This is a genomic window from Myceligenerans indicum, from assembly GCF_016742955.1.
GTDB lineage: Bacteria > Actinomycetota > Actinomycetes > Actinomycetales > Cellulomonadaceae > Myceligenerans > Myceligenerans indicum.
The window spans coordinates 91926-115872 of the sequence record NZ_JABBYC010000010.1 but is presented as its reverse complement, the minus strand read 5'-3'; the positions used below and the strand labels follow the sequence as shown (position 1 = coordinate 115872).

The following is a 23947-nucleotide window of genomic DNA, read 5'->3' as shown; positions in this document are numbered from 1 at the left end:
AGATGTGTATAAGAGACAGGGCTGGGGCAGGGACGCGGGTGAGCGGGCCGGCGTGTCCCGCACTTCTTGACCTCAACCGGGGTTGAAGTCCTAACGTCGGTGACGCCCTCGGCGAAAACCGGTCGAATCGTTTCCCGGGGCGTGAGAAGATCGACAGATCCCCGACAGAAGCGAGGTCTCGCCGTGCCCTCACCCGCGCCCCGAGCCACCCCCTCGGACGCGGCCGGTGCCTCGGACCCTGGTCCCCACCGGCCTGGATACCATCCTCGTCCCATGACGCTGACGGGCTCCCGGACGCGACGCTCCCTCGTCCTGATGTGGCGTGGAATGCGTGCCCACCCGGGCACCTACGCGCTGGCCGTGACCGCGTCGGCGCTCTTCGGCGCCATGACCGTGGGCGTCAGCCGTGCCGTGGGCTGGGCCACCGACGCCGTCGTCGTCCCCGCGATCGCCGGTGACGAGGCGGCACGCGGCCGCGTCTGGGTCGCCGGGGCCGTTCTCGGGACCGTGGCCCTCACGCTGGCGCTGTCCGTGGCAGGCCGCCGGATCTGGGCCGGCTACGGCTTCGCGGACAACATCGCCGATCACCGCAGCGCCCTGACCACGCAGTACCTGCGGCTGCCGGTCTCCTGGCACCGTGCCCACCCGGCCGGGCAGCTCCTGAACCACACCACCTCCGACGCGGAGGCCGCGAACGGCGTGTTCAACCCTCTGCCCTTCGCGCTCGGCGTCGTGGTGATGATCGGCACCGCCGTGGCGATGCTGTTCTCCATCGACCCGTGGCTGGCGCTGGCCGCCCTGGTGATCTTCCCGGTCACGGTGGTCGCCAACACGATCTACCAGCGCCACATGTCCCCGGCGGTCACCCGGGCCCAGCAGCTGCGCGGTGACGTGGCCGACGTCGCACACGAGTCCTTCGAGGCCGCGCTCCTGGTCAAGGCCCTCGGTACCGAGGGGCGGGAGGAGTCCCGCTTCGCCGCCACGGCGGACGAGCTGCGCGGCGCGAACGTGCGTGTCGGCGTGGTGCGGGCAGTCTTCGACCCGGTCATCCAGAACCTCCCCGCCCTCGGCACCCTCGTCGTGCTGGCCGTCGGTACGTGGCGCGCCGCCTCCGGCAGCGTCGAGGCGGGCGATGTGGTGAGTGCCGCCTATCTGCTCACGATGATGACCGTGCCGCTCATGGCGTTCGGCTGGGTGCTCGGCGAACTGCCGCGCGCCCTGGTCGGCTACGACCGGATCGCGGAGGTGGTCGACGCGGACGGCGAACTCACCCACGGTACGAACCGGATGCCCAGGTCAGGCGTGGGCCTGGCCGTGCGGTTCGAGCAGGTCGGGGTCGACGTCCCAGGCACGGGCACCGGCGGACGTACGCTCCTGGACGCCGTGGACCTGGAGGTGCCCGCGGGGGCGACGGTCGCCGTCGTCGGTCCCACGGGCTCCGGCAAGACCACTCTGGTCTCGCTGCTCGCACGCCTGTCCGACCCCACGCGCGGTCGCATCCTGCTGGACGGGGCCGACGCGCGTGACCTGCGGGACGGCGAGATCCCCGCGCAGGTCGCGCTCGTCACGCAGAGCACGTTCGTGTTCGAGGACTCGGTGCGCGCCAACATCACGCTCGCCGACCAGGGCGACGACGGCGCGCCCTCCGACGAACAGGTCTGGGAGGCCCTGCGTCTCGCGCGGCTCGACGACACGATCCGTGCCCACCCCGACGGCCTCGACGCGCCTCTCGGCGAGCGGGGCGCGAACCTGTCCGGTGGCCAGCGCCAGCGCCTCGCCATCGCGCGTGCGCTGGTGCGGCGTCCGCGCCTGCTCGTGCTCGACGACGCCACCAGCGCCGTCGACCCGCGCGTCGAGCAGGCGATCCTGCGCGGTCTCGCCGAGCAGTCCGCCCCGGGCACGGGCGACGACGGCGCCCCGGGGGCCACGACCGTGATCATGGTCGCCTACCGGATGAGCTCGGTCGCGCTCGCGGACACGGTCGTACACCTGGACGAGGGCGGCGTGGTCGACGTCGGCCCGCACGAGGCCCTCATGGCTCGCGACCCCGGGTACCGCGAGCTCGCCACGGCCTACCAGGCCGAGGCGGAACGCCGGGAACGCGCCGGGGACGAGGCCCCGCGCGACGACGAGCTGCAGGAGGTTGCCCGATGAGCGCCACGACGGCCGAGCCGGTGGTCAGCGAGGACGAGCTCGACGCGAACGGTGCGCGCATCGAGTCGGTGAGCGGTCTCGGGGTGTTCGCGACGCTGCGCCGCGGCATCCAGCTCTCCCCGGAGATCCTGAACGGGATCTGGGTCACGCTCGCGTTCGCGGTACTCGCCGCGGGCGGCAAGGTGGTGGTGCCCCTGACGGTGCAGCGCACCATCGACGACGGGATCCTCGCCGAGGGAGGGCCGGACGCGAGCCGCGTCGTGACGCTCACCGCGCTGGCCGCGGCAGGGCTCGTCCTGGCCGGGGTGTGCGCCGCACTGGTCAACGTGCGGCTGTTCCGATCGACGGAGGCCGGGCTGGCGACCCTGCGCACGCGAGCCTTCCGGCACGTGCACGACCTGTCGACCCTCACGCAGAACACCGAGCGGCGCGGAGCCCTCGTGGCCCGCGTGACCAACGACGTCGACACCATCTCGCTGTTCGTGCAGTGGGGCGGGATCATGCTGCTGGTCAGCATCCTGCAGATCCTCGTGGCGACCACGCTGATGGCCTGGTACTCGCCGGTGCTGACGGTCGTCGTGTGGGTGTGCTTCGTGCCGATGTTCCTGTTCATGCGAGTGGGGCAGCGCAAGGTCAACGGCGCCTACACCCTGGTGCGCGAGCGCGTCGGGGCGATGCTGGGCGCGATCAGCGAGTCCGTGGTGGGCGCGGAGACCGTGCGTGCCTACGGCGTGTCCGAGCGGACCGGGCGGCGCATCTCCGGAGCCGTCGAGGCGACACGCCGCGCGCAGCGGCGCTCGATGGAACTCGTCGCGTTCGTGTTCTCCTCGGGCGTGTTCGTGGCCAACTTCGTCCTGGCCGTCGTGGTGGTGCTGGGTGCGTGGCTCGGTATCGGCGGGGCGCTGAGCGCGGGCGAGGTCGTGGCGTTCCTGTTCCTGGTGCAGCTGTTCACCGGCCCCGTGCAGATGGGTACGGAGATCCTCAACGAGATGCAGAACGCCGTGGCCGGCTGGCGTCGCGTGATCGCGGTCCTGGAGACCCCGGTCGAGGTCACCGAGGCGCCCGACGCCGTCGACCTGCCGCGCGGCCCGGCCCGCGTCACGCTCCGCGGCGTGCGGTTCGCCTACACGGGCGGGCCGGACGTGCTGCACGGCGTCTCGCTCGACCTGCCGCCGCGTACCAAGGTCGCCGTCGTCGGGCAGACCGGGTCCGGCAAGACGACGATCGCCAAGCTCGTCACGCGGCTGATGGACCCGGTGGACGGCGTCGTCGAGCTGGACGGGACGGATCTGCGGAAGGTCTCGTTCGCCTCGCTGCGGGAGCGGGTCGTGCTGGTGCCGCAGGAGGGGTTCCTGTTCGACGGCAGTGTGCTGGAGAACGCGGCGTACGGGCTGCGCGGTGGGTCGGGCCGTGCGGTGGCCGGCGCGGGCCCGGCGGCGCGAGACGGCGTTGCGGACGGCGTTGCCGCGGAGGAGGTGCGCTCCGTGGTCGCGGCCGCCTTCGCGGAGCTCGGGCTGACGGACTGGGTCCGCTCCCTGCCCGACGGGCTCGACACCCAGGTGGGCCAGCGCGGCGAGGCGCTGAGCGCGGGGGAGCGGCAGCTCGTCGCGATCGCGCGCGCGTTCCTCGCCGCGCCGGACCTTCTGGTGCTGGACGAGGCGACGTCGGCGGTGGACCCGGCCACCGAGGTGCGGATCGCCCGCGCGCTCGACTCCCTCACGGCCGGCCGCTCCACGATCACGATCGCGCACCGCCTCTCCACCGCGGAGGCGGCGGACCTGGTGGTGGTGGTCGACGCCGGCGAGATCGTCGAGACCGGCCCGCACACGGACCTGGTGGCGGCGGGCGGGACCTACTCCCGCATGCACGCGAGCTGGGTGGCCCAGACGAGGTGAGCCGCGCCACCGGCTGCCGCACGGTCTCGGCGGTGCCGGGTCGCGCGCGACCTGTGTCCGGTCGGCTGTCCGGTCGGCTGCCGTGGGGGCGGCGATCATCCCCACGGCGCGCCGCGCCGGACTCGGGGGGTCCCCCGAGTGCACCCGGAGATTCGGCGTACGTACTGGTCAGCGGAGTGAGGGTCAGGCTAGCGTCGCCGCGTGAGCGTCATCGACATCCCCCGTACCGCCGCAGTTCCCGTCTCCCCGACCGGTCCGCAGGCCCTCCGCGGCCTCGGCGGCCCGGGACATGCGGTGTACGTGGTGCTGTCCCGCAGCAGCACCGTGCCGTCCCGGCTCATCGGCGTCATGACGGGAGACCGGCTCACCCATGCCGCGCTGGCCCTCGACCCGGGGCTGGAGTACATGTTCGGGTTCGGGCGGCGCGGCACGACCAACCCCCTGTCCGGCTGCTTCCGGCGGGAGCGCCTGGACGACCCGCTGTACGAGCGGATGGGAAGCCTTCCCGGGCTGGTGCTGGAGGTACCCGTCACGGGCGCGCAGCACGAAGCCGTGCGTGCGCAGGTGGAGGCCTTCCTGCTGGACGGGCACCGCTACCGGTACAACTTCACGGGGCTGCTCGACCACGTGACCGGCCGGGCCAAGGAGGACGCCTACCGCTTCTTCTGCTCCGAGTTCGTCTACCACGTGCTGCACCAGGCGGGCGTGTGCGACCTGCGCATCCCGCGCAGCCAGGTGCGGCCGCAGACGCTGCTGTCACTGCCCGGCCGTGTCGTGTTCGACGGCGATCTGCTCCGGTACCGCGCACCGGTGAACGCCCGGGTGCCGTGGAGGCCCTCGCTCCGCCGCTGAGCCGCCCCTGTGGACGGCGCAGCCCCGGCGCGTCACAGGTGGCAGGATTCTCCTGTGCAAGGTTCCAGCTCCGAGAACGAAGCAGACTCCCGACTCGACCCCGCTGTCGCCGCCCGGCTGAGGCGGGACGACGCCGGCCTCGTGGCCGCCGTCATCCAGCAGCACGACACCCGTGAGGTGCTGATGCTCGGCTGGATGGACGACGAGGCGGTGCGCCGCACCCTCACCTCGGGCCGGGTGACGTTCTGGTCGCGCTCGCGCGGTGAGTACTGGCGCAAGGGCGACACGTCGGGGCACGTGCAGTACGTGAAGTCCGTCAGCATCGACTGCGACGGGGACGCGCTGCTCGTCGAGGTCGACCAGGTCGGCGCGGCCTGCCACACCGGCGCGCGCACCTGCTTCGAGGCCGGCGGTGACCTCGGTGCCACGCCTGCCGCCCGCCCGCAGGCCGCCGGCCGGACCGCCCCGGCGGCAGGCTCCGCCACCACCCAGGCCCGTCAGGAGGACCGGTGACCCAGCAGACCGCCGACGCCGCACCCGCAGGCGCCGCGCCCACGGGAGCCCCCGCCGACCTCGCCTGGGGCGACACCTGGCCCGGCCTCGCGGACTTCCGGGCGCTAGCCCCCGACCGCCGCGTCATCCCGGTGGTGCGCAGACTCCTCGCCGACGACACCACCCCCGTCGGCCTCTACCGCACGCTCGCCTCCGGCGCGGGCTCGTTCATCATGGAGTCGGCCGAGGCCACGGGGGAGTGGTCGCGCTGGTCGTTCGTGGGGGTGTCCTCCCGGGCCGTGCTCACCTCCGCGGGAGGCCGTGCACGCTGGACGGGCGACGTCCCGGTCGGCATCCCGGCCGAGGGCGACGTGCTCGACGTCGTCCAGGCGACCCTGGAGGCTCTGCACACCCCGCGCCTGGCCAACCTCCCGCCGTTCACCGGCGGGCTCGCCGGGTCGCTCGGGTGGGACGTGGTGCGCCACTGGGAGCCCACCCTGCCCGCGGACGCCCCGGACGAGCTCCACGCCCCCGAACTGGCGTTGTGCCTGGCCACGGACCTGGCGGTGGTCGACCACCGTGAGGGCACCGTGTGGCTCGTCGCCAACGCGATCAATGCGGACGACACGGCCGAACGGGTCGACGAGGCGCATGCCGACGCCGTCGCCCGGCTCGACGCGATGCAGGCCCGCCTCGCGGCCGGGAGCAGGCCGGTCACCACGATCGTCGCTCCGGCCACCACGGAGCGTGCCGCCGAGCCCGTCCTGGAGTTCCGCTCCACGCAGGAGGAGTTCGAGGACGCCGTGGCCGTCGCCAAGGAGGCCATCCGTGACGGCGAGGTCTTCCAGGTGGTCCTGTCCCAGCGTCTCGACCTGGACTGTCCGGCCGACCCGCTGGACGTGTACCGGGCCCTGCGCACGATCAACCCGAGCCCCTACATGTACTACTTCCGGCTCCAGGACGACGGCGGGAGGCCGGTCGCCGTCGTCGGCTCCAGTCCCGAGACGCTGGTGAAGGTCAGCGACGGCCACGTCACCACCTACCCGATCGCCGGGTCCCGCCCTCGGGGGACTCATCCCGAACAGGACGTGGCTCTCGGGGAGGAGCTGCTGGCCGACCCGAAGGAGCGTGCCGAGCACCTCATGCTCGTCGACCTCTCCCGCAATGACCTCGTCAAGGTCTGCGAGCCCACGTCCGTGGAGGTCGTGGAGTTCATGCGGGTGCGCCGCTTCAGCCACATCATGCACATGTGCTCCACGGTGGTGGGCAGGCTCCGCGAGGAGGCCACCGCCCTGGACGCGCTCCGCGCCACCTTCCCCGCCGGCACCCTGTCCGGCGCACCGAAGCCGCGGGCCATCGCCCTCATCGACGAGCTCGAGCCCGCCTCGCGCGGGATCTACGGCGGCACCGTCGGCTACTTCGACTTCGACGGCGACATGGACATGGCCATCGCGATCCGCACGGCGATGATCGCCGACGGCCGCGCGCACGTACAGGCCGGCGCCGGGATCGTCGCCGACTCGGTACCCCGCCTGGAGTACGAGGAATCACGCAACAAGGCGGCCGCCGCCGTACGTGCCGTGCAGCTCGCCGCCCGGTTCGGTCCCGCATGAGCGCGCCCACGGCCGCGGGCCGCCGGACCCCGCTGACCCGGACACGCGTGCTGGGGGCCCTCGTGGCGCTCGGCGGCGTCTCCCTCGCCGCGACGTCCGTGACGTGGCTGACCACCGAGGTGGCCACGGCGCTGCGGCCCGACGTCGCCGTCGCGGCCACCGGTGCCGATGCCGCCCCGGCCGTCGGCGCGGCCGCACTCGTGCTGCTCGCGTGCGGTCCGGCGCTCGCGCTGACCGGCCGGGCCGGGCGGTACGTCGTCCTGACGGTCGCCGCGCTCGCCGGTGCCGGCGTGAGCGCCGGTGCGCTGTCCGTCATCGCCGACCGTGCCGCCGCCGGCGCGTCGGCGGCGGCCGACGCCGCGGGCGTCACGGACCTGACCGGGCCCGTGGTCCTGACCCCGTGGCCGTGGACGACGGCGGCCGCGGGGGTGCTGGCCGTGCTCGTGGCGGTCGTGGCGGCGTTCGCCGCACGGCGCTGGCCGCAGGTATCCCGCCGCCACGAGCGGGACGGCGCGCGGGGTGATGACCGTGAACCAGGCACCGTGGCGGCGGTACGGACGGGGCCCGGGACGCCGGAGCCGTCCGAGGCGGACGCGCCCGGGGAAGGGCCGGACCCGGCCGACGACTGGGACGCGCTGACCCGTGGCGAGGACCCGACCCGCGATGACCGTTAGGCTGGGTCAGGGCGGCACTGTCGCCCGAGATCCTGACGTCGAAAGGCACCACACCACGATGACCGAGAACCAGTCCGCAGCCGCCGAGGTCGCCTACCTGCCGAAGGCCACCCCGCCGCACAACCACGGGCACACGGTGGCCGCCTGGGTCACCATGATCGGCATCATGGTCGGTGCTCTCGTCTCGACGGCGGGCGTCGTCGTCAACGGCGCGTTCTGGCTGTTCTGGGCCGGGCTCGTGGTGTGCGTCGGGAGCCTCGTGCTGGGCGGTGTGCTCCGAGGGATGGGCATGGGGCAGCGATGAGCGCGGCGGCGCCCGGCCGGGCCCGGAACTCGCTGGGCATCTGGTCCCTCGTGCTCGGCGGTGCGTCGTTCCTCCTCTTCCTGGGCGTCCTGACCGGCATCCCGGCGATCGTGGTCGGCAACGACGGCCGTCGCGCGGTGCGCGCCGGACAGGCCGACAACGAGGGCGTCGCGATGACCGGCGTGCTGCTGGGCTGGGCGTCGATCGCGCTGACGCTGGTCGGCGGGGGCGTCGTCATCTACCTGATGGTGACGGGCGGCCGATGACGGCACCGGCGACCGCCACCGCGGACCAGGGCGCCGGGGCCCCGGGCCCGGGGGCGTCGCCTGCCGAGCCCGTCCCGGCGATGTGGCACCGCCTGCGGGCGCCGCTGGTCACGGCGGGGACGGTCGGCGCGGGGACGCTGCTGGTCGCGTTGCGGAGCCCGCACGCGCCGAACAGCTACGGCTTCTGCCCCCTGCTGGTGCTCACCGGATGGGCCTGTCCCCTGTGCGGTGGCCTGCGCGGTACGTACGAGCTGGCTCACCTGGACCTGGCCGGCGCCTGGGCGATGAACCCGCTCTGGGTGCTGCTCGCGCCGGCCCTGGTGGTGCTGTGGGGTGTGTGGGCCCTTCGCCGGGCCCGTGGCCTGGACGGTCCTCGGCTGCCGTCCTGGACGGCGTGGAGCCTGCTGGGCCTGCTGGTGGTGTTCGGGGTTCTGCGCAACCTCCCGCCGCTGGCCCCCTATCTCACCTCGTGGCTCTGACCTGATCTCGCCTCGGGTCCGCCCGATCCGTGCCGGCACCCTTCCCGGCCCGCGGACGAGGAGCCTCCCGTCCGACGAGTCCATCGGTGAACCAGGTCGCGGACCGCGCGCGGAAGGTCGCCGGTTCGAGAACGGCGGCACCTGCCGGGACGACGCCGGCGAGCGGGGCACCGGCCACCAGCGGCAGGTCCTCGACGTTGCAGCGGGAGGCCAGGTCCGGGCCGTCGGGCATGCTCCCGATGACGACACCGCGGCATGCCAGGCCGCGGGATCGCAGAGCCTCGGCGGTGAGCGCGGTCGTGTTGAGCGTGCCCAGGCCCGCGGCCGCCACGACCAGCACCGGCGCCTCCAGCGTGCGCGCGAGGTCCGCCAGCGTGGCGCCGTCGTCGTCGAACCGCACGAGCAGGCCTCCCGCTCCCTCGACGAGGACCAGGTCGTGGTGCGCCGCCAGCCGGCGCACCTGGCGGGCCACGTCAGGGATGCGCACGGGTGCCGTTCCCGCGCGGCGGGCAGCCGTCGCGGGGGCCAGCGGCTCGGGGTAGCGGGCATGCTCGTACGCCGTCACGTCGCCCGCGAGGCGAGCGACCTCCTGCACGTCACCGGCCTGGTCCGCAAGCACCCCGGTCTGCGCCGGCTTGACGACGGCCACCGAGCGGCCGCCGGCGAGCGCGGCCGCCGCGAGCGCGGCCGTGACCACGGTCTTGCCGACGCCCGTCCCCGTCCCGGTGACGACCAGCACCTCGCCGGGGCCGGTCCGGCGGTTGGCTCGCCCGTGATCCGTCCGCGTGCCGCGCTGCCGTCCGTGGCGCGTCGGACCACCTGGCGTGCCGGGCGTCGTCATGTGCAGGCCTCGGCCGCCGCCACGACCGCCGCGCAGATGCGCGCCAGGTCGGCGTCGTCGGTGATGTACGGCGGCATCGTGTAGATCGTGTCGCGGAAAGGCCGCAGCCAGACGCCCTCGGCCGCTGCGGCGCGGGTCGCCGCGGGCAGGTCGACCTCGTGGTCGAGCTGCACGACGCCGATCGCGCCGAGCACCCGCACGTCGCGCACCCCGGGAAGGTTCCGGGCCGGTGACAGTCCCGAGCGCAGGCCCCTCTCGATCCGGCGTACCTGCGCCTGCCAGTCCTGGCCGAGCAGCAGCTCGACCGATGCCACGGCCACCGCGGTGGCCAGCGGGTTGCCCATGAAGGTCGGGCCGTGGGCGAGCACCGGTACCTCACCGCGCGAGATCCCGTCCGCCACGCGCGAGGTGCACAGGGTCGCGCCGAGCGTCAGGTAGCCGCCGGTCAGGGCCTTGCCCACGCACATCACGTCCGGTGCGACCTCGGCGTGGTCGGCCGCGAACAGGGCGCCGGTGCGGCCGAACCCGGTGGCGATCTCGTCGAGCACGAGCAGCACGTCGTGACGGTCACAGATCTCACGCAGGGCGCGGACGTGGGCGGGGGAGTGGAAACGCATCCCGCCGGCGCCCTGCACCACGGGCTCCACGATCACGCCGGCCAGCTCGTGCGCGTGCTCGGCGACCAGCGTCTCCAGGGACCGTGCGTACGCCGCGTGCTCCTCGCCGTGATCGGTCCCGCGGGCGCCGGCCGGACCGCCGGCCGTGCCGCCGTCCGCCGCGTCGTCCAGGGTGCCGGGCCCGTCCGGCGGCGGAGGTGCGAACACCTGCTCCGGCAGTGCCCCCGACCAGAGGCTGTGCATGCCGCCGTCGGGGTCGCACACCGACATCGTGTGCCACGTGTCGCCGTGGTACCCGCCGCGCCAGGTCAGGAAGCGCCGCTTCGCCGGCCTGCCCAGCGACGCCCAGTACTGCAGGCACATCTTGAGCGCCACCTCGACCGCGACCGACCCGGAGTCCGCGAGGAACACGTGTCGCAGCGGCTCCGGCGTGATCTCCACGAGCCGCGCGGCGAGACGCACCGCGGGCTCGTGGGTGAGACCGCCGAACATCACGTGGCTCATCCTGCCGAGCTGGTCGCGCACCGCCGCGTCGAGCACGGGGTTGCGGTAGCCGTGGATCGCCGCCCACCAGGACGACATCCCGTCGACCAGTTCGTGCTGCCCCCACGCGGGCTCGGCCAGCCGGAGCCGTATGCCCCGGGCGGAGGACACGACGAGCGGCGCCGTCGTCCCCGGCATGGGCCCGTACGGATGCCACACGTGTGCCCGGTCGAGCGCGAGGAGGTCCGCGGCAGGCAGGGCCTCACGCATTGGGTGCCACCTCCGTGCCCGCGCCGCGCTTGCGCGGGACGACGGCCTGCCGGTGCGCCGGCATCGTGTCGGTCGAGGTGCCCTCCACGACGAACCCGGCGTCCGCGATCATCTCCAGGTCGGACCGTCCGGCCTGCCCCTCGCTGGTGAGGTAGTCCCCGAGGAAAACCGAGTTCGCGCAGTGCAGGGCCAGCGGCTGCAGCGTCCGCAGGTGCATCTCGCGGCCCCCGGCCAGCCGCACCTCCACGTCCGGGTGCACGAACCGCACCATCGCCAGGATCCGCAGCGCCTTCGCGGGCGTCAGCTCCCACGTTCCCTCCAGCGGCGTTCCCTCGAACGGCATGAGGAAGTTCACCGGTACCGAGTCCGGATCCAGCGTCCGCAGCTCCAGGGCCACGTCCACGAGGTCCTCGGCGCTCTCGCCCATCCCGGCGATCAGTCCCGAGCACGCCGACAGACCCGCACCCTGGGTCTGCCGCACCGTGTCCACCCGGTCGGAGAACTCGTGCGTGGTGCAGATGTCCTGGTAGGTCGCCTCGGACGTGTTGAGATTGTGGTTGTACGCGTCCACGCCGGCCTCGCGCAGCCGGGCCGCCTGACCGTCCCGGAGCAACCCCAGGCAGGCGCACACCTCGACCTCCGGGTTGCGCTCCCGGACGGCTTCGACCACCCCGGCCACGCGGTCCACGTCCCGGTCCGTCGGGCCACGGCCGCTGGCCACGAGGCACACCCGCTTCGCCCCGCCCGCCACTCCTGCGGCCGCGGCGTCGGCCGCGTCCTGCGCCGAGAGCCACGTGTACTTCAGCACGTCCGCACGGGACCCGAGCCGCTGCGAGCAGTAGAAGCAGTCCTCCGGACACAGCCCGGACTTGAGGTTGACCAGATAGTTCAGCTTGACGCGGTGGCCGAACCACCGGCGCCGCACGCGCCCGGCCGCCGCGACGACGTCCAGGAGGTCGTCGTCCCCGGTGGCCAGGACGGCCAGGGCCTCGGCCCGGGTGACGGGGTCCTCCGGGTCGGCGGCGAGACCCTTCGCGACGAGGGACGACAACAGCTCTGACAGGGCGACGGTGCTCACGATGTCCGATCCTCACCGACAGACGGCCCCGCGTGAACTGTGAGTTAGCGACAACATCCATGGCGGGCTGTGTGGCACCCGGCAGGTCACACCAGGAGTATCGGCGGATACCTTCGCAGTGACTCAGGGAGCACTGATGGGAAACCTACAAAACGGGCCGGTGCCTGGCCCGGACCCGTTCGGCTGGGTGGAGGCCGAGACCGAGCGCCGTCGCGACGCGGGCCTGCTGCGAGAGATCCGGCCCCGCGCCGCCGACGACGACGCCCTGGACCTCGCGAGCAACGACTACCTGTCGCTCGCGCGGCACCCCGAGGTGACCGACGCCGCCGCCGAGGCCGCGCGCACCTGGGGTGCGGGCGCGACCGGATCGCGGCTCGTGACCGGCTCCACCGACCTGCACACCGAGCTCGAGGCGGCCCTGGCCGACTTCTGCGGTGCCGAGGCAGCTCTGGTCCTGGCCAGCGGGTACGCCGCGAATCTCGGTGCCCTGGCGGCGCTCGCCCCGCGCGGCGCCCTGGTCGTGTCCGACGCCGGGAACCACGCCTCGGTCATCGACGGCTGCCGCCTGGCCGCCGCCGAGGTCCACGTGGCGGGCCACGCGTCACCCGCCGACGTCGCGGCACGGCTCGCGGAAGCCCGCCGCGACGCCGCCGGCCCCGCCCGTCCGCCCGGCCACGCCCGTCCGCCCGGCCACGCCCGTCCGCCCGGCCACGCCCGTCCGCCCGGCCCCAGCGGCCCGCACGATCCCGCCGGCACTGAACACCTCGCCCACCGGGCCGACCCCGGCCGGGCGGGCGCCGTCGCCCCGCGTCCCGCGAACCGCCCCGTCCTCGTCGTGACGGACGGCGTCTTCTCCGTCGAGGGCAACGTGGCACCCCTGCGCGAGCTCGCCCGCGAATGCCGCACGGCCGGGGCGGGCCTGCTGGTCGACGACGCCCACGGACTCGGCGTCGTCGGCGACGGCGGACGCGGCAGCGTGCACGAGGCCGGACTGGCGGGCGCTCCCGACGTCGTGACGACCGTCACGCTGTCCAAGGCCCTCGGCTCCCAGGGCGGGGCGATCCTCGGCCCGGCACGCGTCATCGACCATCTCGTCAGCGCCGCACGCACCTTCATGTTCGACACGGGCCTCGCCCCCGCCGCGACGGGCGCCGCCCTCGCCGCCCTGCGGGTGCTGCGGCGCGAGCCCGAACGCGCCACGCGATGCCGGGCGGCGGCGGCGGACCTGTCCGCCCGGCTCCGCGCCGCCGGCCTGGACGCGACCCGCCCCGGCGGCGCCGTCGTCTCCGTTCCCGCACCGTCGGCCCCGGACGCCGTCGCCTGGGCCGCCCGCTGCCGCGCGGAGGGCATCACGGTCCACTGCTTCCGGCCCCCGTCCGTCCCCTGGCCCCGCCTGCGCCTCACGGCACGAGCGACCCTGACGCCGGAGGACATCACCCGTGCGGCCGCCACGATCGCCCGGACGGCTCCGTGAGGACATCCCGGCCGCCCGAGGTGCCCGACGTGCCCGGATGGTCCATGCTGGGAGCGCGCGCACGTCCCGACAGGTGGCGCGTGACAGGGAAACCCGCCGGGACGTCCTACGATGAACCGCGAGGCGGGTATCGCAGCTCAGGCAAGCGCACGGGAGGCACACGTATGGCGGTCCTGGACGACATCGTCGCAGGGGTCCTCGAGGACCTCGCGGAGCGCGAGGCGCGCACGCCCCTCGACGACCTCAAGGAGAAGGCCTCGCGCGTGCCCGGCGCCCTGGACGCCGTCGGCCGGCTCAAGGACCCCGAGGCGGTCGCCGTCATCGCCGAGGTGAAGCGGTCGAGCCCGTCCAAGGGATCGCTCGCCGAGATCACCGATCCCGCGGCGCTCGCGGTGGAGTACGCCCACGGCGGCGCGGCAGCCATCTCCGTGCTCACGGAGCAGCGCCGGTTCTCCGGGTCCCTGGCGGACCTGGACGGCGTGCGTGCCCGCGTGGACGTGCCCGTGCTGCGCAAGGACTTCATCGTCACGCCCTACCAGGTGTGGGAAGCGCGCGCACACGGAGCCGACATCGTGCTGCTCATCGTGGCCGCGCTGGAGCAGACCGTGCTCACATCGCTCATCGAGCGCGTGCACTCGCTGGGCATGACCGCGCTGGTCGAGACACATGACCTGGAAGAGGTGCGCCGCGCCCTGGACGCCGGCGCCCGGGTCGTGGGGATCAACCACCGCAACCTCAAGACCCTCGAGATCGACATGACGGTGTTCCAGCGGCTGGCCCCCTACGTCCCGGACGACGTCGTGCGCATCGCGGAGTCCGGCATCGGGGGACCGCGGGACGTCATGGAGATGGCCCGTGCGGGAGCCGACGCCGTCCTCGTGGGCGAGGCCCTCGTGACGGGCGAGGCGCCGCGCGCCTCGGTGGCCGACCTCGTGGCCGCGGGGGCGCATCCGTCGCTGCGCTCCGTGCGCCCCTCGTGAGGTGAGGACCGCCGCAACCGCTCCTCACGACACCGTCCCCACCCTCGCGGCACGGTCCGACACGGCCGGGCCTGGTGGAGACGGCCTGGTGGTGATCACGACGGCGGCAGGCGGCGGCGAGAACGACGAGAACGTAGTACCACGAAGGAGAGACACCCATGAGCCTGGCCGAACGGCTGGCGGATGTGAGCGGGCCGTACTTCGGTGAGTTCGGCGGCAGGTTCGTGCCGGAGGCGCTCATCGCGGCCCTCGACGAGCTGGAGACCGAGTACGCGAAGGCTGCCGGGGATCCGGCGTTCGCCGACGAGCTCGCCCGGCTGCACCGCGAGTACACCGGCCGCCCGAGCCCGCTGACCGAGGTGGCGCGTTTCGCGGCGCACGCGACGGGGGACACGGAGCGGTCCGGATCGCACCCGGGCGTGCGCGTCCTGCTCAAGCGCGAGGACCTGAACCACACCGGCTCGCACAAGATCAACAACGTGCTGGGCCAGGCGCTGCTGGTCAAGCGCATGGGCAAGCGGCGCGTGATCGCGGAGACCGGCGCCGGCCAGCACGGCGTCGCCACGGCGACGGCGGCAGCCCTCATGGATCTCGAGTGCGTCGTCTACATGGGCGAGGAGGACACCCGCCGGCAGGCGCTGAACGTGGCCCGGATGCGGCTGCTCGGCGCCGAGGTGGTGCCGGTGACGGCCGGGACGCGCACGCTCAAGGACGCGATCAACGAGGCCCTGCGTGACTGGGTGACCAACGTCGAGCACACGCACTACGTGCTGGGCACGGTCACCGGACCCCACCCGTTCCCGGAGATGGTGCGGCAGTTCCACCGCATCATCGGCGAGGAGGCCCGCGGGCAGATCCTGGAGCGCACGGGCCGCCTGCCCGACGTCGTCGCGGCGTGCGTCGGCGGCGGGTCGAACGCGCTGGGCATCTTCAACGCGTTCCTCGACGACGAGGGCGTGGCGCTGTACGGGTTCGAGGCGGGCGGCGAGGGCGTCGAGACCGGACGGCACGCGGCGCGGTTCTCCGGCGGGGCGCCCGGCGTGCTGCACGGCGCGCGCTCCTACCTGCTGCAGGACGAGGACGGGCAGACCCGTCCCAGCCACTCGGTCTCGGCGGGGCTGGACTATCCGAGCGTCGGGCCGGCGCACTCGTGGCTGCACGACCTGGGGCGGGCGGAGTACGAGCCCGTCACGGACGCCGAGGCGATGGACGCGTTCCGGCTGCTGTGCCACACCGAGGGCATCATTCCCGCCATCGAGTCCGCGCACGCCCTGGCAGGTGCGCTGCGGCTGGGCCGCCGGGCGGTTGCCGGGGGCAGGACCGGCCCGGACGGCGAGCCGTACACGATCCTCGTGAACCTGTCGGGCCGCGGGGACAAGGACGTGGCCACCGCGGCACGGTGGTTCGGCCTGCTCGACGAGGGCGTGGCGTCCGAGGAACTGGAGAAGATGGAAGGACGAGGGTGATGGCCGCGACGAGCTCGACCACCGGACCGGGGACGACCGCCGAACCCGGCGGCGTGCGGGCCACCGCCCCCCGCGCGGGGGAACTGATCGCACGCCTGCGCACCGAGGAGAACCGGCCCGCGCTGGTCGGCTACCTCCCCGTGGGCTTCCCGGACGTGGAGCGGTCGATCGAGGCCCTGCTGACGCTCACCGACAACGGTGTGGACATCGTCGAGCTGGGCATCCCGTACTCCGACCCGGTGATGGACGGCCTCGTGATCCAGCAGGCCGCTCAGGCCGCGCTGGACGCGGGCGTCCGGGTGGCGCACGTGTTCGAGGCCGTGCGACGCATCCGGGAGCACGCCCCGCACGTTGCGGTGCTGCCCATGACCTACTGGAACCCGGTGCTGCGGTACGGCGTCGCGGACTTCGCGCGGGACCTGGCCGCCGCGGGCGGTTCCGGGCTCATCACCCCGGACCTCATTCCCGACGAGGCCGCCGCGTGGATCGCGGCGAGCGACGAGCACGACCTGGACCGGGTGTTCCTCGTCGCGCCGAGCTCCACGCCCCGGCGGCTGGCGCTCACGGCGCAGGCGTCGCGCGGCTTCGTCTACGCGGCGTCCCTCATGGGCGTCACCGGCGAGCGGGCCAGCGTGGGCGACCGCGCCGAGCAGCTCGTGTCCGACACCCGCACGGCCGGCGCGCAGAACGTCTGCGTGGGTATCGGCGTCTCCACGGGGGCGCAGGCCGCTCAGGTGGGGCGCTGGGCGGACGGCGTGATCGTGGGGTCGGCTCTCGTCCGGCCGCTTCTCGGGGACGATCCGTGGGACGTGCGTCTCAGGAATCTGGCCGAGGTCACCCGTGACCTGGCTTCCGGGGTACGGTCGGCACGCGCCGCGCACGGCGCGCACTGACCTGCCGCCGAGCAACCGGAGAGTACGTGATCCCGTCGTGGCTTCCCGCGAGCCTGCCCAGCCCGCCCGAGCACACCTGGTATCTGGGAGTCGTCCCGGTCCGGGCGTACGCGGTGGCGCTGCTGGCTGGGATCGTGGTGGCGGCCTGGGTCACGATGGTGCGCTGGAGGGCACGCGGAGGTGATCCGTGGGATGTCCTGGACGTCGCCTTCTGGGCCGTGCCGTTCGGCCTCGTCGGCGGACGGATCTATCACGTCCTGTCCCTGCCGGAGACCTACTTCGGGTCCGGGGCCGATCCTCTCGCCGCGCTGCGCCTCTGGGAGGGCGGCCTGGCCATCTGGGGCGCGGTGGCGTTCGGGGCGCTGGGCGCCTGGATCGGCTGCCGCGTCCGCGGCCTGCGGTTCGCCTCGTTCGCCGACGCCGTCGCGCCCGGCCTGCTCCTGGGGCAGGCCGTCGGGCGGCTCGGCGACTGGTTCAACCAGGAGCTCTACGGCCGGCCCACCGACCTGCCGTGGGCGCTGGAGATCACGCGCGAGCACCTCGTGACGAACCCCGCCACGGGCGTCGCCTACCCCGAGGGAACCACCTTTCACCCCACGTTCCTGTACGAGGTCCTGTGGAACCTCCTGGCGGCAGGAGTTCTGCTTTTTCTTGACCGGCGGTTCAAGTTCGGTCATGGCCGAGTATTCTGGGCGTACGTCGTGCTCTACACTCTCGGCCGGGTCTGGATCGAGATGATGCGGATCGACGAGACGGAGATCCTGCTGGGTCTCCGGCTCAATGTCTGGACGTCGGTAGTGCTGGGGCTCGTGGCTCTGGCAATGTCGGTGGTCCTGGCACGCCGGTTCCCTCAGCGGGAGGAATCGGTGGAGCGGGAACCGGATCCGGGCACCACCGGAACGGGACCCGAGACCATGCGAAGGGCGTGAGCGGCCGACCACCCATCGGCAGCGCGCCCAGTCCGATTCCGGGCCGACGGCGCCCCGGTGACCAGTTCTATGTGCGTCCGGCATGCCCGGACGTCTGTGAGGATCCATGACCATGCCGTTGCACCGGACCGAAGCCCGAGGGCTCTACGACCCGTCCGCGGAGCATGATGCCTGCGGTGTGGCGTTCGTCGCCACGCTCCGCGGCACGCCCGGACGCGACATCGTGGACGCCGGTCTGACCGCCCTGCTGAACCTCGACCACCGCGGCGCCGTCGGCGCGGAGGAGGACACCGGCGACGGCGCCGGCATCCTGACGCAGATCCCCGACGCGTTCCTGCGTGACGTCGTGGACGGGGAGCTGCCTCCGGCCGGCAGGTACGCCATCGGGACGGCGTTCCTGCCCACGGACGAGGCCGCTCGCGACCAGGTCGTCGCCCGTGTCGAGGCGCTCGCCGCCGAGGAGAAGCTCGACGTGCTGTCCTGGCGGGACGTGCCGGTCGACGCCTCGATGGTGGGCCCCACGGCCCGCGCCACCATGCCGGTGTTCCGCCAGCTCGTGGTGGCCGACCCGTCCCGTGAGCTCGGCGGGATCGACCTCGACCGCCGCTGCTACCGCCTGCGCAAGCGCGCGGAGCGGGAGCTGGACCTGTACTTCGCGTCGCTCTCGGCACGGACGGTCACGTACAAGGGCATGCTCACCACATCCCAGCTCGAGCCGTTCTTCGCCGATCTCCAGGACCCGCGGTACGCGACCGAGATCGCGCTGGTGCACTCGCGCTTCTCCACCAACACCTTCCCCTCCTGGCCGCTGGCCCAGCCGTTCCGCACGATCGCCCACAACGGCGAGATCAACACGGTGCGCGGGAACCGCAACTGGGTGGCCGCCCGTGAGGGCACCATGGCCTCGGACGTGCTCGGCGACTTCGAGCAGCTGCGTCCGGTGTGCTCGCCGGGCGCGAGCGACTCGGCGAGCTTCGACGAGGTGCTGGAGCTGCTGCACCTGTCCGGCCGCTCCCTGCCGCACTCCGTGCTGATGATGGTCCCGGAGGCCTGGGAGAACCACACCGAGATGGACGCCGAGCGGCGGGCCTTCTACGAGTACAACGCCAACCTCATCGAGCCGTGGGACGGCCCGGCCGCGCTGACCTTCACCGACGGTGAGCTGATCGGCGCCGTGCTGGACCGCAACGGCCTGCGCCCGGGCCGGTTCTGGGTGACCGACGACGGTCTCGTGGTCCTCGCCTCCGAGGCCGGCGTGCTCGACATCGACCCCGCCTCCGTGGTGCGCAAGGGCCGTCTGGAGCCCGGCAAGATGTTCCTGGTCGACACCGCCTCCGGCCGGATCGTGGAGGACGACGAGGTCAAGACGGGCCTGGCCACGCGCCACCCGTACCGCCAGTGGATCGACGAGCAGTCCGTGCACCTGGACGATCTGCCCGAGCGGGAGCACGTCGCGCACAGCACCGCCTCCGTGCGCCGTCGGCAGCGCGCCTTCGGGTACACGGAGGAGGAGCTGAAGATCCTCCTGACGCCGATGGCCTCCTCGGGTGCCGAACCGCTCGGCGCCATGGGGTCCGACACGCCCGTCGCCGTGCTCTCGGAGCGCCCGCGCCTGCTGTTCGACTACTTCACCCAGATGTTCGCGCAGGTGACGAACCCGCCGCTGGACGCGATCCGCGAGGAGCTGGTGACGTCCATCGGCAGCGCCATCGGTCCGGAGCCGAACCTGCTCGCCGACCTGCCGGAGCACGCGCGCAAGCTCGTGGTCGGCTTCCCCGTCCTGGACAACGACAAGCTCGCCAAGATCGTGCACGTCGACCGCGACCGGGAGCTGGAGGGCATCTTCCGCAGCGAGGTCGTGCGCGGCCTGTACGACGTCTCGGGCGGGGGAGCGGCCCTGCATGCCCGCCTCGAGGAGATCTTCGCCGAGGTCGACGCCCACGTGGAGGCCGGCGCGAGCTTCATCGTCCTGTCGGACCGGCACTCCACCGCCGAGCTCGCCCCCATCCCGTCGCTGCTGCTGACCAGCGCGGTGCACCACCACCTGGTGCGCAAGCACACCCGCACGCGGGTGTCGCTCGTGGTCGAGGCCGGTGACGTGCGCGAGGTGCACCACGTCGCGCTCCTGATCGGGTACGGCGCCGCGGCCGTCAACCCGTACCTCGCGATGGAGACCGTCGAGGACCTGGCGGCCCGCGGCTACCTCGGCGTGACCCCGTCGGCGGCGGTCGCGAACCTCATCAAGGCGCTCGGCAAGGGCGTGCTCAAGGTGATGTCCAAGATGGGCATCTCCACGATCATGTCCTACCGCGGCGCGCAGATCTTCGAGGCCGTCGGCCTCTCGCACGAGCTCGTCGAGAACTACTTCACCGGGACGACGTCGCGCCTGAGCGGCATCGGGCTGGACGTGATCGCGGCCGAGACGGCCGCGCGGCACGCCGAGGCCTACCCGCGCTCGGGCAACCGGGGCCCGGCCGACCGCCTCACCACCGGCGGCGAGTACCAGTGGCGCCGCGACGGCGAGGAGCACCTCTTCGACCCGGAGACCGTGTTCCGGCTGCAGCACGCCACCCGCGAGGGCCGGATGGACGTCTTCCGCCAGTACACCCGCCGGGTGGACGAGCAGTCCCAGCGCCTCATGACGCTGCGTGGCCTGCTGCGGTTCAGCCCGGACCGCGAGCCGGTGCCGATCGACGAGGTCGAGCCGGTCTCCGAGATCGTCAAGCGGTTCAACACGGGCGCGATGTCCTACGGCTCCATCTCCGCCGAGGCCCACGAGACGCTCGCGGTGGCCATGAACCGGCTCGGCGGCCGGTCCAACACCGGCGAGGGTGGCGAGGACCCGGATCGTCTCTACGACCCGGAGCGCCGCAGCCGCGTCAAGCAGATCGCCTCGGGCCGCTTCGGGGTCACGTCGGAGTACCTGACCAACGCCGACGACATCCAGATCAAGCTCGCCCAGGGCGCCAAGCCCGGCGAGGGCGGGCAGCTGCCCGGCACCAAGGTGTACCCGTGGGTGGCGCGCACCCGGCACTCGACGCCCGGCGTCGGCCTCATCTCGCCGCCGCCGCACCACGACATCTACTCGATCGAGGATCTCGCCCAGCTCATCCACGACGCGAAGAACGCCAACCCGGCCGCGCGCGTCCACGTGAAGCTCGTCAGCGAGTTCGGCGTCGGGACGGTCGCGACGGGCGTCTCCAAGGCGCACGCCGACGTCGTCCTCATCTCCGGGCACGACGGCGGCACGGGCGCCTCCCCGCTCACCTCGCTCAAGCACGCGGGCACGCCGTGGGAGATCGGCCTGGCCGAGACGCAGCAGACGCTCGTCCTGAACAACCTGCGCGACCGCATCACCGTCCAGGTGGACGGCCAGATGAAGACCGGCCGCGACGTCGTCGTGGCGGCGCTGCTGGGTGCCGAGGAGTTCGGTTTCGCCACGGCGCCGATGGTGGTCTCCGGCTGCGTGATGATGCGGGTGTGTCACCTGGACACCTGCCCCGTGGGCGTGGCCACCCAGAACCCGGAGCTGCGCAAGCGGTTCACGGGCAAGCCGGAGTTCGTCGAGAACTTCTTCGAGTTCATCGCCCAGGAGGTTCGCGAGCACCTCGCCGCGCTCGGCTACCGCTCCGTGGAGGAGGCGGTGGGCCACGTGCAGGTGCTGGACACCCGCAAGGCCGTGGACCACTGGAAGGCGCAGGGCCTGGACCTCGGTCCGGTCCTGGAACGGATCGAGCCCCCGGCGGGTTCGGCGCTGCACCGCACGCAGGACCAGGACCACGGCCTGGACCGTGCCCTGGACAACCAGCTGATCGCCGCCGCCCGCCCGGCCCTGGAGCGTGGCGAGCGCGTGAGCGTCGAGGTCCCGGTGCGCAACGTCAACCGTACGGTCGGCACCCTGCTGGGCCATGAGGTGACCAGGCGCTACCGCGGCGAGGGCCTGCCCGACGACACGATCGACGTGACCCTGACAGGGTCTGCCGGCCAGTCGTTCGGTGCCTACGTGCCGCGCGGTGTCACGCTGCGCCTGTTCGGCGACGCGAACGACTACGTGGGCAAGGGTCTCTCGGGCGGCCGGATCGTGGTGCGGCCGGACAAGGCGGCCGTGCTCGACGGCGCGGCCAACGTCATCGCGGGCAACGTCATCGGTTACGGCGCCACGTCCGGGGAGGTCTTCCTGCGCGGACGGGTGGGCGAGCGCTTCGGCGTGCGCAACTCGGGCGCGACCCTGGTGACCGAGGGCGTGGGGGACCACGCCTGCGAGTACATGACGGGCGGCACCGTGCTCGTGCTGGGCCCGACCGGCCGCAACGTCGGTGCCGGCATGTCCGGCGGCGTCGCGTACGTGCTGAACCTGCGCGACGGCGCGACGAACGCCGCCGCGCTCGCCTCGGGCGAGCTGTCCCTGACCCGGCTCGACGACGCCGACTGGGAGACGGTCCGGGGACTGCTCGAGCGGCACCTGGCGGAGACCGGCTCGCTCGTGGCGCGCGAGCTGCTGGACGACCCCGACGCGCGCGAGCGCTTCACCCGTGTCCTGCCGCCCGGCTGGGCCCGCGTGCGGGAGGCGCTCGCGACGCACGACCTGGACGAGAACGACTGGGACCCCGCGCAGTGGGACCGGATCATGGAGGTGGCTCGTGGCTGACCCGCGTGGGTTTCTGAAGGTTCGGGAGCGGGAGCTCCCGCCGAACCGTCCCGTCGAGGTGCGGCTGCTGGACTGGAAGGACACGCACGACGTGCGTGTGGAAGGTCAGCCGTTCCTCAAGGAGCAGGCGGGGCGCTGCATGGACTGCGGCATCCCGTTCTGCCACCAGGGCTGCCCGCTGGGCAACCTCATCCCCGAGTGGAACGACCTGGTGTGGCGCGGCCAGTGGGCCGACGCCATCGACCGGCTGCACGCGACCAACAACTTCCCGGAGTTCACCGGACGCGTGTGCCCGGCCCCGTGCGAGACCTCGTGCGTGCTGGGCATCAACCAGCCGGCCGTGACGATCAAGAACGTCGAGGTGTCGATCGTCGACGAGGCGTTCGCCCGCGGGCTCGTCACCCCGCACGTGCCCGAGCGGCTGACCGACTCCACGGTCGCCGTCGTCGGCTCCGGCCCGGCCGGGCTGGCCGCGGCGCAGCAGCTCACCCGCGCCGGCCACACCGTGGTCGTCTACGAGCGCGACGACGCCATCGGCGGCCTGCTGCGGTACGGCATCCCGGACTTCAAGCTGGAGAAGCAGCACATCGACCGCCGCCTGGCGCAGATGGAGGCCGAGGGCACGCGCTTCCGGCCCGGGGTGGAGATCGGGCGCGACATCTCGTGGGACGCACTGCGGCGCCGCTTCGACGCCGTCGTGGTCGCGACGGGCGCGACGGTGCCGCGCGACCTGAGCCTGCCCGGCCGCGAGCTGGACGGCGTGCACTTCGCCATGGACTTCCTGACGCCGCAGAACCACGTGGTCGCGCAGGCCGCGCGCGGCTCGTCGGTGCCCGGGCTGCCCGAGGACGCGCCGTCGGCGTCGGGCAAGCACGTCATCGTCATCGGTGGCGGCGACACCGGTTCCGACTGTGTCGGGACCGCGTTGCGGCAGGGCGCCGCGAGCGTCACCACGCTCGCGATCGGCCGCAAGCCGCCGGTGGAGCGTCCCGAGAACCAGCCGTGGCCCACCGATCCGATCCTGTTCGAGGTCTCCACCTCCCACGAGGAGGGTGGCGAGCGGAAGTACCTCGCCTCGACCGTCGAGTTCACCGACGACGGCGACGGCCGGGTGCGCTCCCTCAAGGTGGCCGAGACCGAGTACCTGCCCGACGGCCGCCGTGTTCCCCGGGCGGGCACCGAGCGGGAGATCCCGGCCGACCTGGTCCTGATCGCGATGGGGTTCACCGGACCGGAGACCCAGCCGCTGGAGGAGCAGACCGGCATCGAGATCACGGATCGTGGTCTCGTGGCGCGCGGCGACGACTACGCCGCCAGCCTGCCGGGTGTGTTCGTGGCGGGCGACGCCGGCCGCGGCCAGTCGCTCATCGTGTGGGCCATCGCGGAGGGCCGTGCCGCGGCCGCCGCGGTGGACGAGTACCTGGCGGGTGGTACCGAACTTCCCGCCCCCGTGCGTCCCAGGACCCACGCCCTGCGGGCCTGACCTCCTGGGTGCGACAGAAAGTTCACCTGACGTTGTGCCCGCCCACAGCGCACCGT

19 protein-coding genes are annotated in these 23947 nt (G+C 73.2%); 16 read left to right on the top strand and 3 right to left on the bottom strand.

Features of this window, described 5'->3' with window-relative positions:
• Positions 1 to 273 precede the first annotated feature (273 nt).
• The 9 genes from HGK34_RS08730 (at position 274) to HGK34_RS08690 (ending at position 8729) form a co-directional block, all read left to right on the top strand.
• Complete coding sequence (locus HGK34_RS08730; RefSeq protein WP_201846196.1) at positions 274 to 2154, top strand: ABC transporter ATP-binding protein; 1881 nt, start codon at positions 274 to 276, stop codon at positions 2152 to 2154.
• Positions 2151 to 4049, top strand: coding sequence for an ABC transporter ATP-binding protein (locus HGK34_RS08725; RefSeq protein WP_201846195.1), 1899 nt, complete (start codon positions 2151 to 2153; stop codon positions 4047 to 4049). The genes HGK34_RS08730 and HGK34_RS08725 overlap by 4 nt, the downstream gene beginning before the upstream one ends.
• A 201-nt stretch (positions 4050 to 4250) precedes the next feature.
• Entirely contained in the window at positions 4251 to 4901 is a 651-nt protein-coding gene (locus tag HGK34_RS08720; RefSeq protein WP_201846193.1) for a hypothetical protein, read from the top strand.
• A 54-nt stretch (positions 4902 to 4955) separates the two neighbouring features.
• Positions 4956 to 5414: a phosphoribosyl-AMP cyclohydrolase gene (gene hisI / locus HGK34_RS08715; protein WP_201846191.1), complete on the top strand. Its 459-nt coding sequence runs from the start codon at positions 4956 to 4958 to the stop codon at positions 5412 to 5414.
• The gene (locus HGK34_RS08710) at positions 5411 to 7006 is read left to right on the top strand and encodes an anthranilate synthase component I (protein WP_201846190.1); all 1596 of its coding nucleotides are present in this window, start codon (positions 5411 to 5413) and stop codon (positions 7004 to 7006) included. Before hisI ends, HGK34_RS08710 begins: the two co-directional genes overlap by 4 nt.
• Complete coding sequence (locus tag HGK34_RS08705) at positions 7003 to 7680, top strand: Trp biosynthesis-associated membrane protein (protein ID WP_201846188.1); 678 nt, start codon at positions 7003 to 7005, stop codon at positions 7678 to 7680. The genes HGK34_RS08710 and HGK34_RS08705 overlap by 4 nt, the downstream gene beginning before the upstream one ends.
• 58 nt (positions 7681 to 7738) lie before the next feature.
• Positions 7739 to 7984: an HGxxPAAW family protein gene (locus tag HGK34_RS08700; protein ID WP_201846186.1), complete on the top strand. Its 246-nt coding sequence runs from the start codon at positions 7739 to 7741 to the stop codon at positions 7982 to 7984.
• Positions 7981 to 8250: a DUF4190 domain-containing protein gene (locus tag HGK34_RS08695; RefSeq protein ID WP_201846184.1), complete on the top strand. Its 270-nt coding sequence runs from the start codon at positions 7981 to 7983 to the stop codon at positions 8248 to 8250. Before HGK34_RS08700 ends, HGK34_RS08695 begins: the two co-directional genes overlap by 4 nt.
• Positions 8247 to 8729: a DUF2752 domain-containing protein gene (locus tag HGK34_RS08690; protein WP_244666547.1), complete on the top strand. Its 483-nt coding sequence runs from the start codon at positions 8247 to 8249 to the stop codon at positions 8727 to 8729. Before HGK34_RS08695 ends, HGK34_RS08690 begins: the two co-directional genes overlap by 4 nt.
• On the opposite strand, the gene bioD is transcribed toward HGK34_RS08690, so the two are convergent.
• Genes bioD through bioB form a run of 3 tightly spaced genes read right to left on the bottom strand, consistent with a single transcriptional unit; the run spans position 8713 to position 11991 of the window.
• Positions 8713 to 9570, bottom strand: a complete 858-nt coding sequence (gene bioD, locus HGK34_RS08685) for a dethiobiotin synthase (protein ID WP_201846183.1) — start codon at positions 9568 to 9570, stop codon at positions 8713 to 8715. The two genes, HGK34_RS08690 and bioD, sit on opposite strands and share 17 nt — an antisense overlap.
• Positions 9567 to 10940 carry an adenosylmethionine--8-amino-7-oxononanoate transaminase gene (locus tag HGK34_RS08680; protein ID WP_201846182.1) on the bottom strand — a complete coding sequence of 458 codons (1374 nt, stop codon included), beginning with the start codon at positions 10938 to 10940 and terminating at the stop codon, positions 9567 to 9569. The genes bioD and HGK34_RS08680 overlap by 4 nt, the downstream gene beginning before the upstream one ends.
• The gene (gene bioB, locus HGK34_RS08675) at positions 10933 to 11991 is read right to left on the bottom strand and encodes a biotin synthase BioB (RefSeq protein WP_201846209.1); all 1059 of its coding nucleotides are present in this window, start codon (positions 11989 to 11991) and stop codon (positions 10933 to 10935) included. The genes HGK34_RS08680 and bioB overlap by 8 nt, the downstream gene beginning before the upstream one ends.
• 163 nt (positions 11992 to 12154) lie before the next feature.
• Here bioB and HGK34_RS08670 point away from each other — a divergent pair, with 163 nt between their 5' ends.
• From HGK34_RS08670 to HGK34_RS08640, 7 genes are all read left to right on the top strand, one after another.
• The gene (locus HGK34_RS08670) at positions 12155 to 13492 is read left to right on the top strand and encodes an 8-amino-7-oxononanoate synthase (RefSeq protein ID WP_201846181.1); all 1338 of its coding nucleotides are present in this window, start codon (positions 12155 to 12157) and stop codon (positions 13490 to 13492) included.
• Between the two features lie 164 nt (positions 13493 to 13656).
• The gene (gene trpC, locus HGK34_RS08665; RefSeq protein WP_201846180.1) at positions 13657 to 14472 is read left to right on the top strand and encodes an indole-3-glycerol phosphate synthase TrpC; all 816 of its coding nucleotides are present in this window, start codon (positions 13657 to 13659) and stop codon (positions 14470 to 14472) included.
• A 158-nt stretch (positions 14473 to 14630) separates the two neighbouring features.
• Positions 14631 to 15938, top strand: a complete 1308-nt coding sequence (trpB, locus tag HGK34_RS08660) for a tryptophan synthase subunit beta (RefSeq protein ID WP_201846179.1) — start codon at positions 14631 to 14633, stop codon at positions 15936 to 15938.
• Complete coding sequence (trpA, locus tag HGK34_RS08655) at positions 15938 to 16831, top strand: tryptophan synthase subunit alpha (RefSeq protein WP_201846178.1); 894 nt, start codon at positions 15938 to 15940, stop codon at positions 16829 to 16831. The genes trpB and trpA overlap by 1 nt, the downstream gene beginning before the upstream one ends.
• A 29-nt stretch (positions 16832 to 16860) precedes the next feature.
• A complete protein-coding gene (gene lgt, locus HGK34_RS08650; RefSeq protein WP_201846208.1) occupies positions 16861 to 17760 on the top strand; it encodes a prolipoprotein diacylglyceryl transferase in 900 nt (299 codons plus the stop codon).
• Between the two features lie 106 nt (positions 17761 to 17866).
• Positions 17867 to 22408, top strand: a complete 4542-nt coding sequence (gltB, locus tag HGK34_RS08645; RefSeq protein ID WP_201846177.1) for a glutamate synthase large subunit — start codon at positions 17867 to 17869, stop codon at positions 22406 to 22408.
• Positions 22401 to 23891: a glutamate synthase subunit beta gene (locus HGK34_RS08640; RefSeq protein WP_201846176.1), complete on the top strand. Its 1491-nt coding sequence runs from the start codon at positions 22401 to 22403 to the stop codon at positions 23889 to 23891. The genes gltB and HGK34_RS08640 overlap by 8 nt, the downstream gene beginning before the upstream one ends.
• Positions 23892 to 23947 lie beyond the last annotated feature (56 nt).

Excerpts from the sequence above, each read along its gene's own strand:
- HGK34_RS08705 (WP_201846188.1), top strand. The coding sequence starts at position 7,003 with ATGAGCGCGCCCACGGCCGCGGGCCGCCGGACCCCGCTGACCCGGACA.
- HGK34_RS08690 (WP_244666547.1), top strand. The coding sequence starts at position 8,247 with ATGACGGCACCGGCGACCGCCACCGCGGACCAGGGCGCCGGGGCCCCG.
- HGK34_RS08695 (WP_201846184.1), top strand. The coding sequence starts at position 7,981 with ATGAGCGCGGCGGCGCCCGGCCGGGCCCGGAACTCGCTGGGCATCTGG.
- HGK34_RS08700 (WP_201846186.1), top strand. The coding sequence starts at position 7,739 with ATGACCGAGAACCAGTCCGCAGCCGCCGAGGTCGCCTACCTGCCGAAG.
- trpB (WP_201846179.1), top strand. The coding sequence starts at position 14,631 with ATGAGCCTGGCCGAACGGCTGGCGGATGTGAGCGGGCCGTACTTCGGT.
- trpC (WP_201846180.1), top strand. The coding sequence starts at position 13,657 with ATGGCGGTCCTGGACGACATCGTCGCAGGGGTCCTCGAGGACCTCGCG.
- gltB (WP_201846177.1), top strand. The coding sequence starts at position 17,867 with ATGACCATGCCGTTGCACCGGACCGAAGCCCGAGGGCTCTACGACCCG.
- HGK34_RS08725 (WP_201846195.1), top strand. The coding sequence starts at position 2,151 with ATGAGCGCCACGACGGCCGAGCCGGTGGTCAGCGAGGACGAGCTCGAC.
- trpA (WP_201846178.1), top strand. The coding sequence starts at position 15,938 with ATGGCCGCGACGAGCTCGACCACCGGACCGGGGACGACCGCCGAACCC.
- HGK34_RS08730 (WP_201846196.1), top strand. The coding sequence starts at position 274 with ATGACGCTGACGGGCTCCCGGACGCGACGCTCCCTCGTCCTGATGTGG.
- HGK34_RS08680 (WP_201846182.1), bottom strand. The coding sequence starts at position 10,940 with ATGCGTGAGGCCCTGCCTGCCGCGGACCTCCTCGCGCTCGACCGGGCA.
- HGK34_RS08670 (WP_201846181.1), top strand. The coding sequence starts at position 12,155 with ATGGGAAACCTACAAAACGGGCCGGTGCCTGGCCCGGACCCGTTCGGC.
- bioD (WP_201846183.1), bottom strand. The coding sequence starts at position 9,570 with ATGACGACGCCCGGCACGCCAGGTGGTCCGACGCGCCACGGACGGCAG.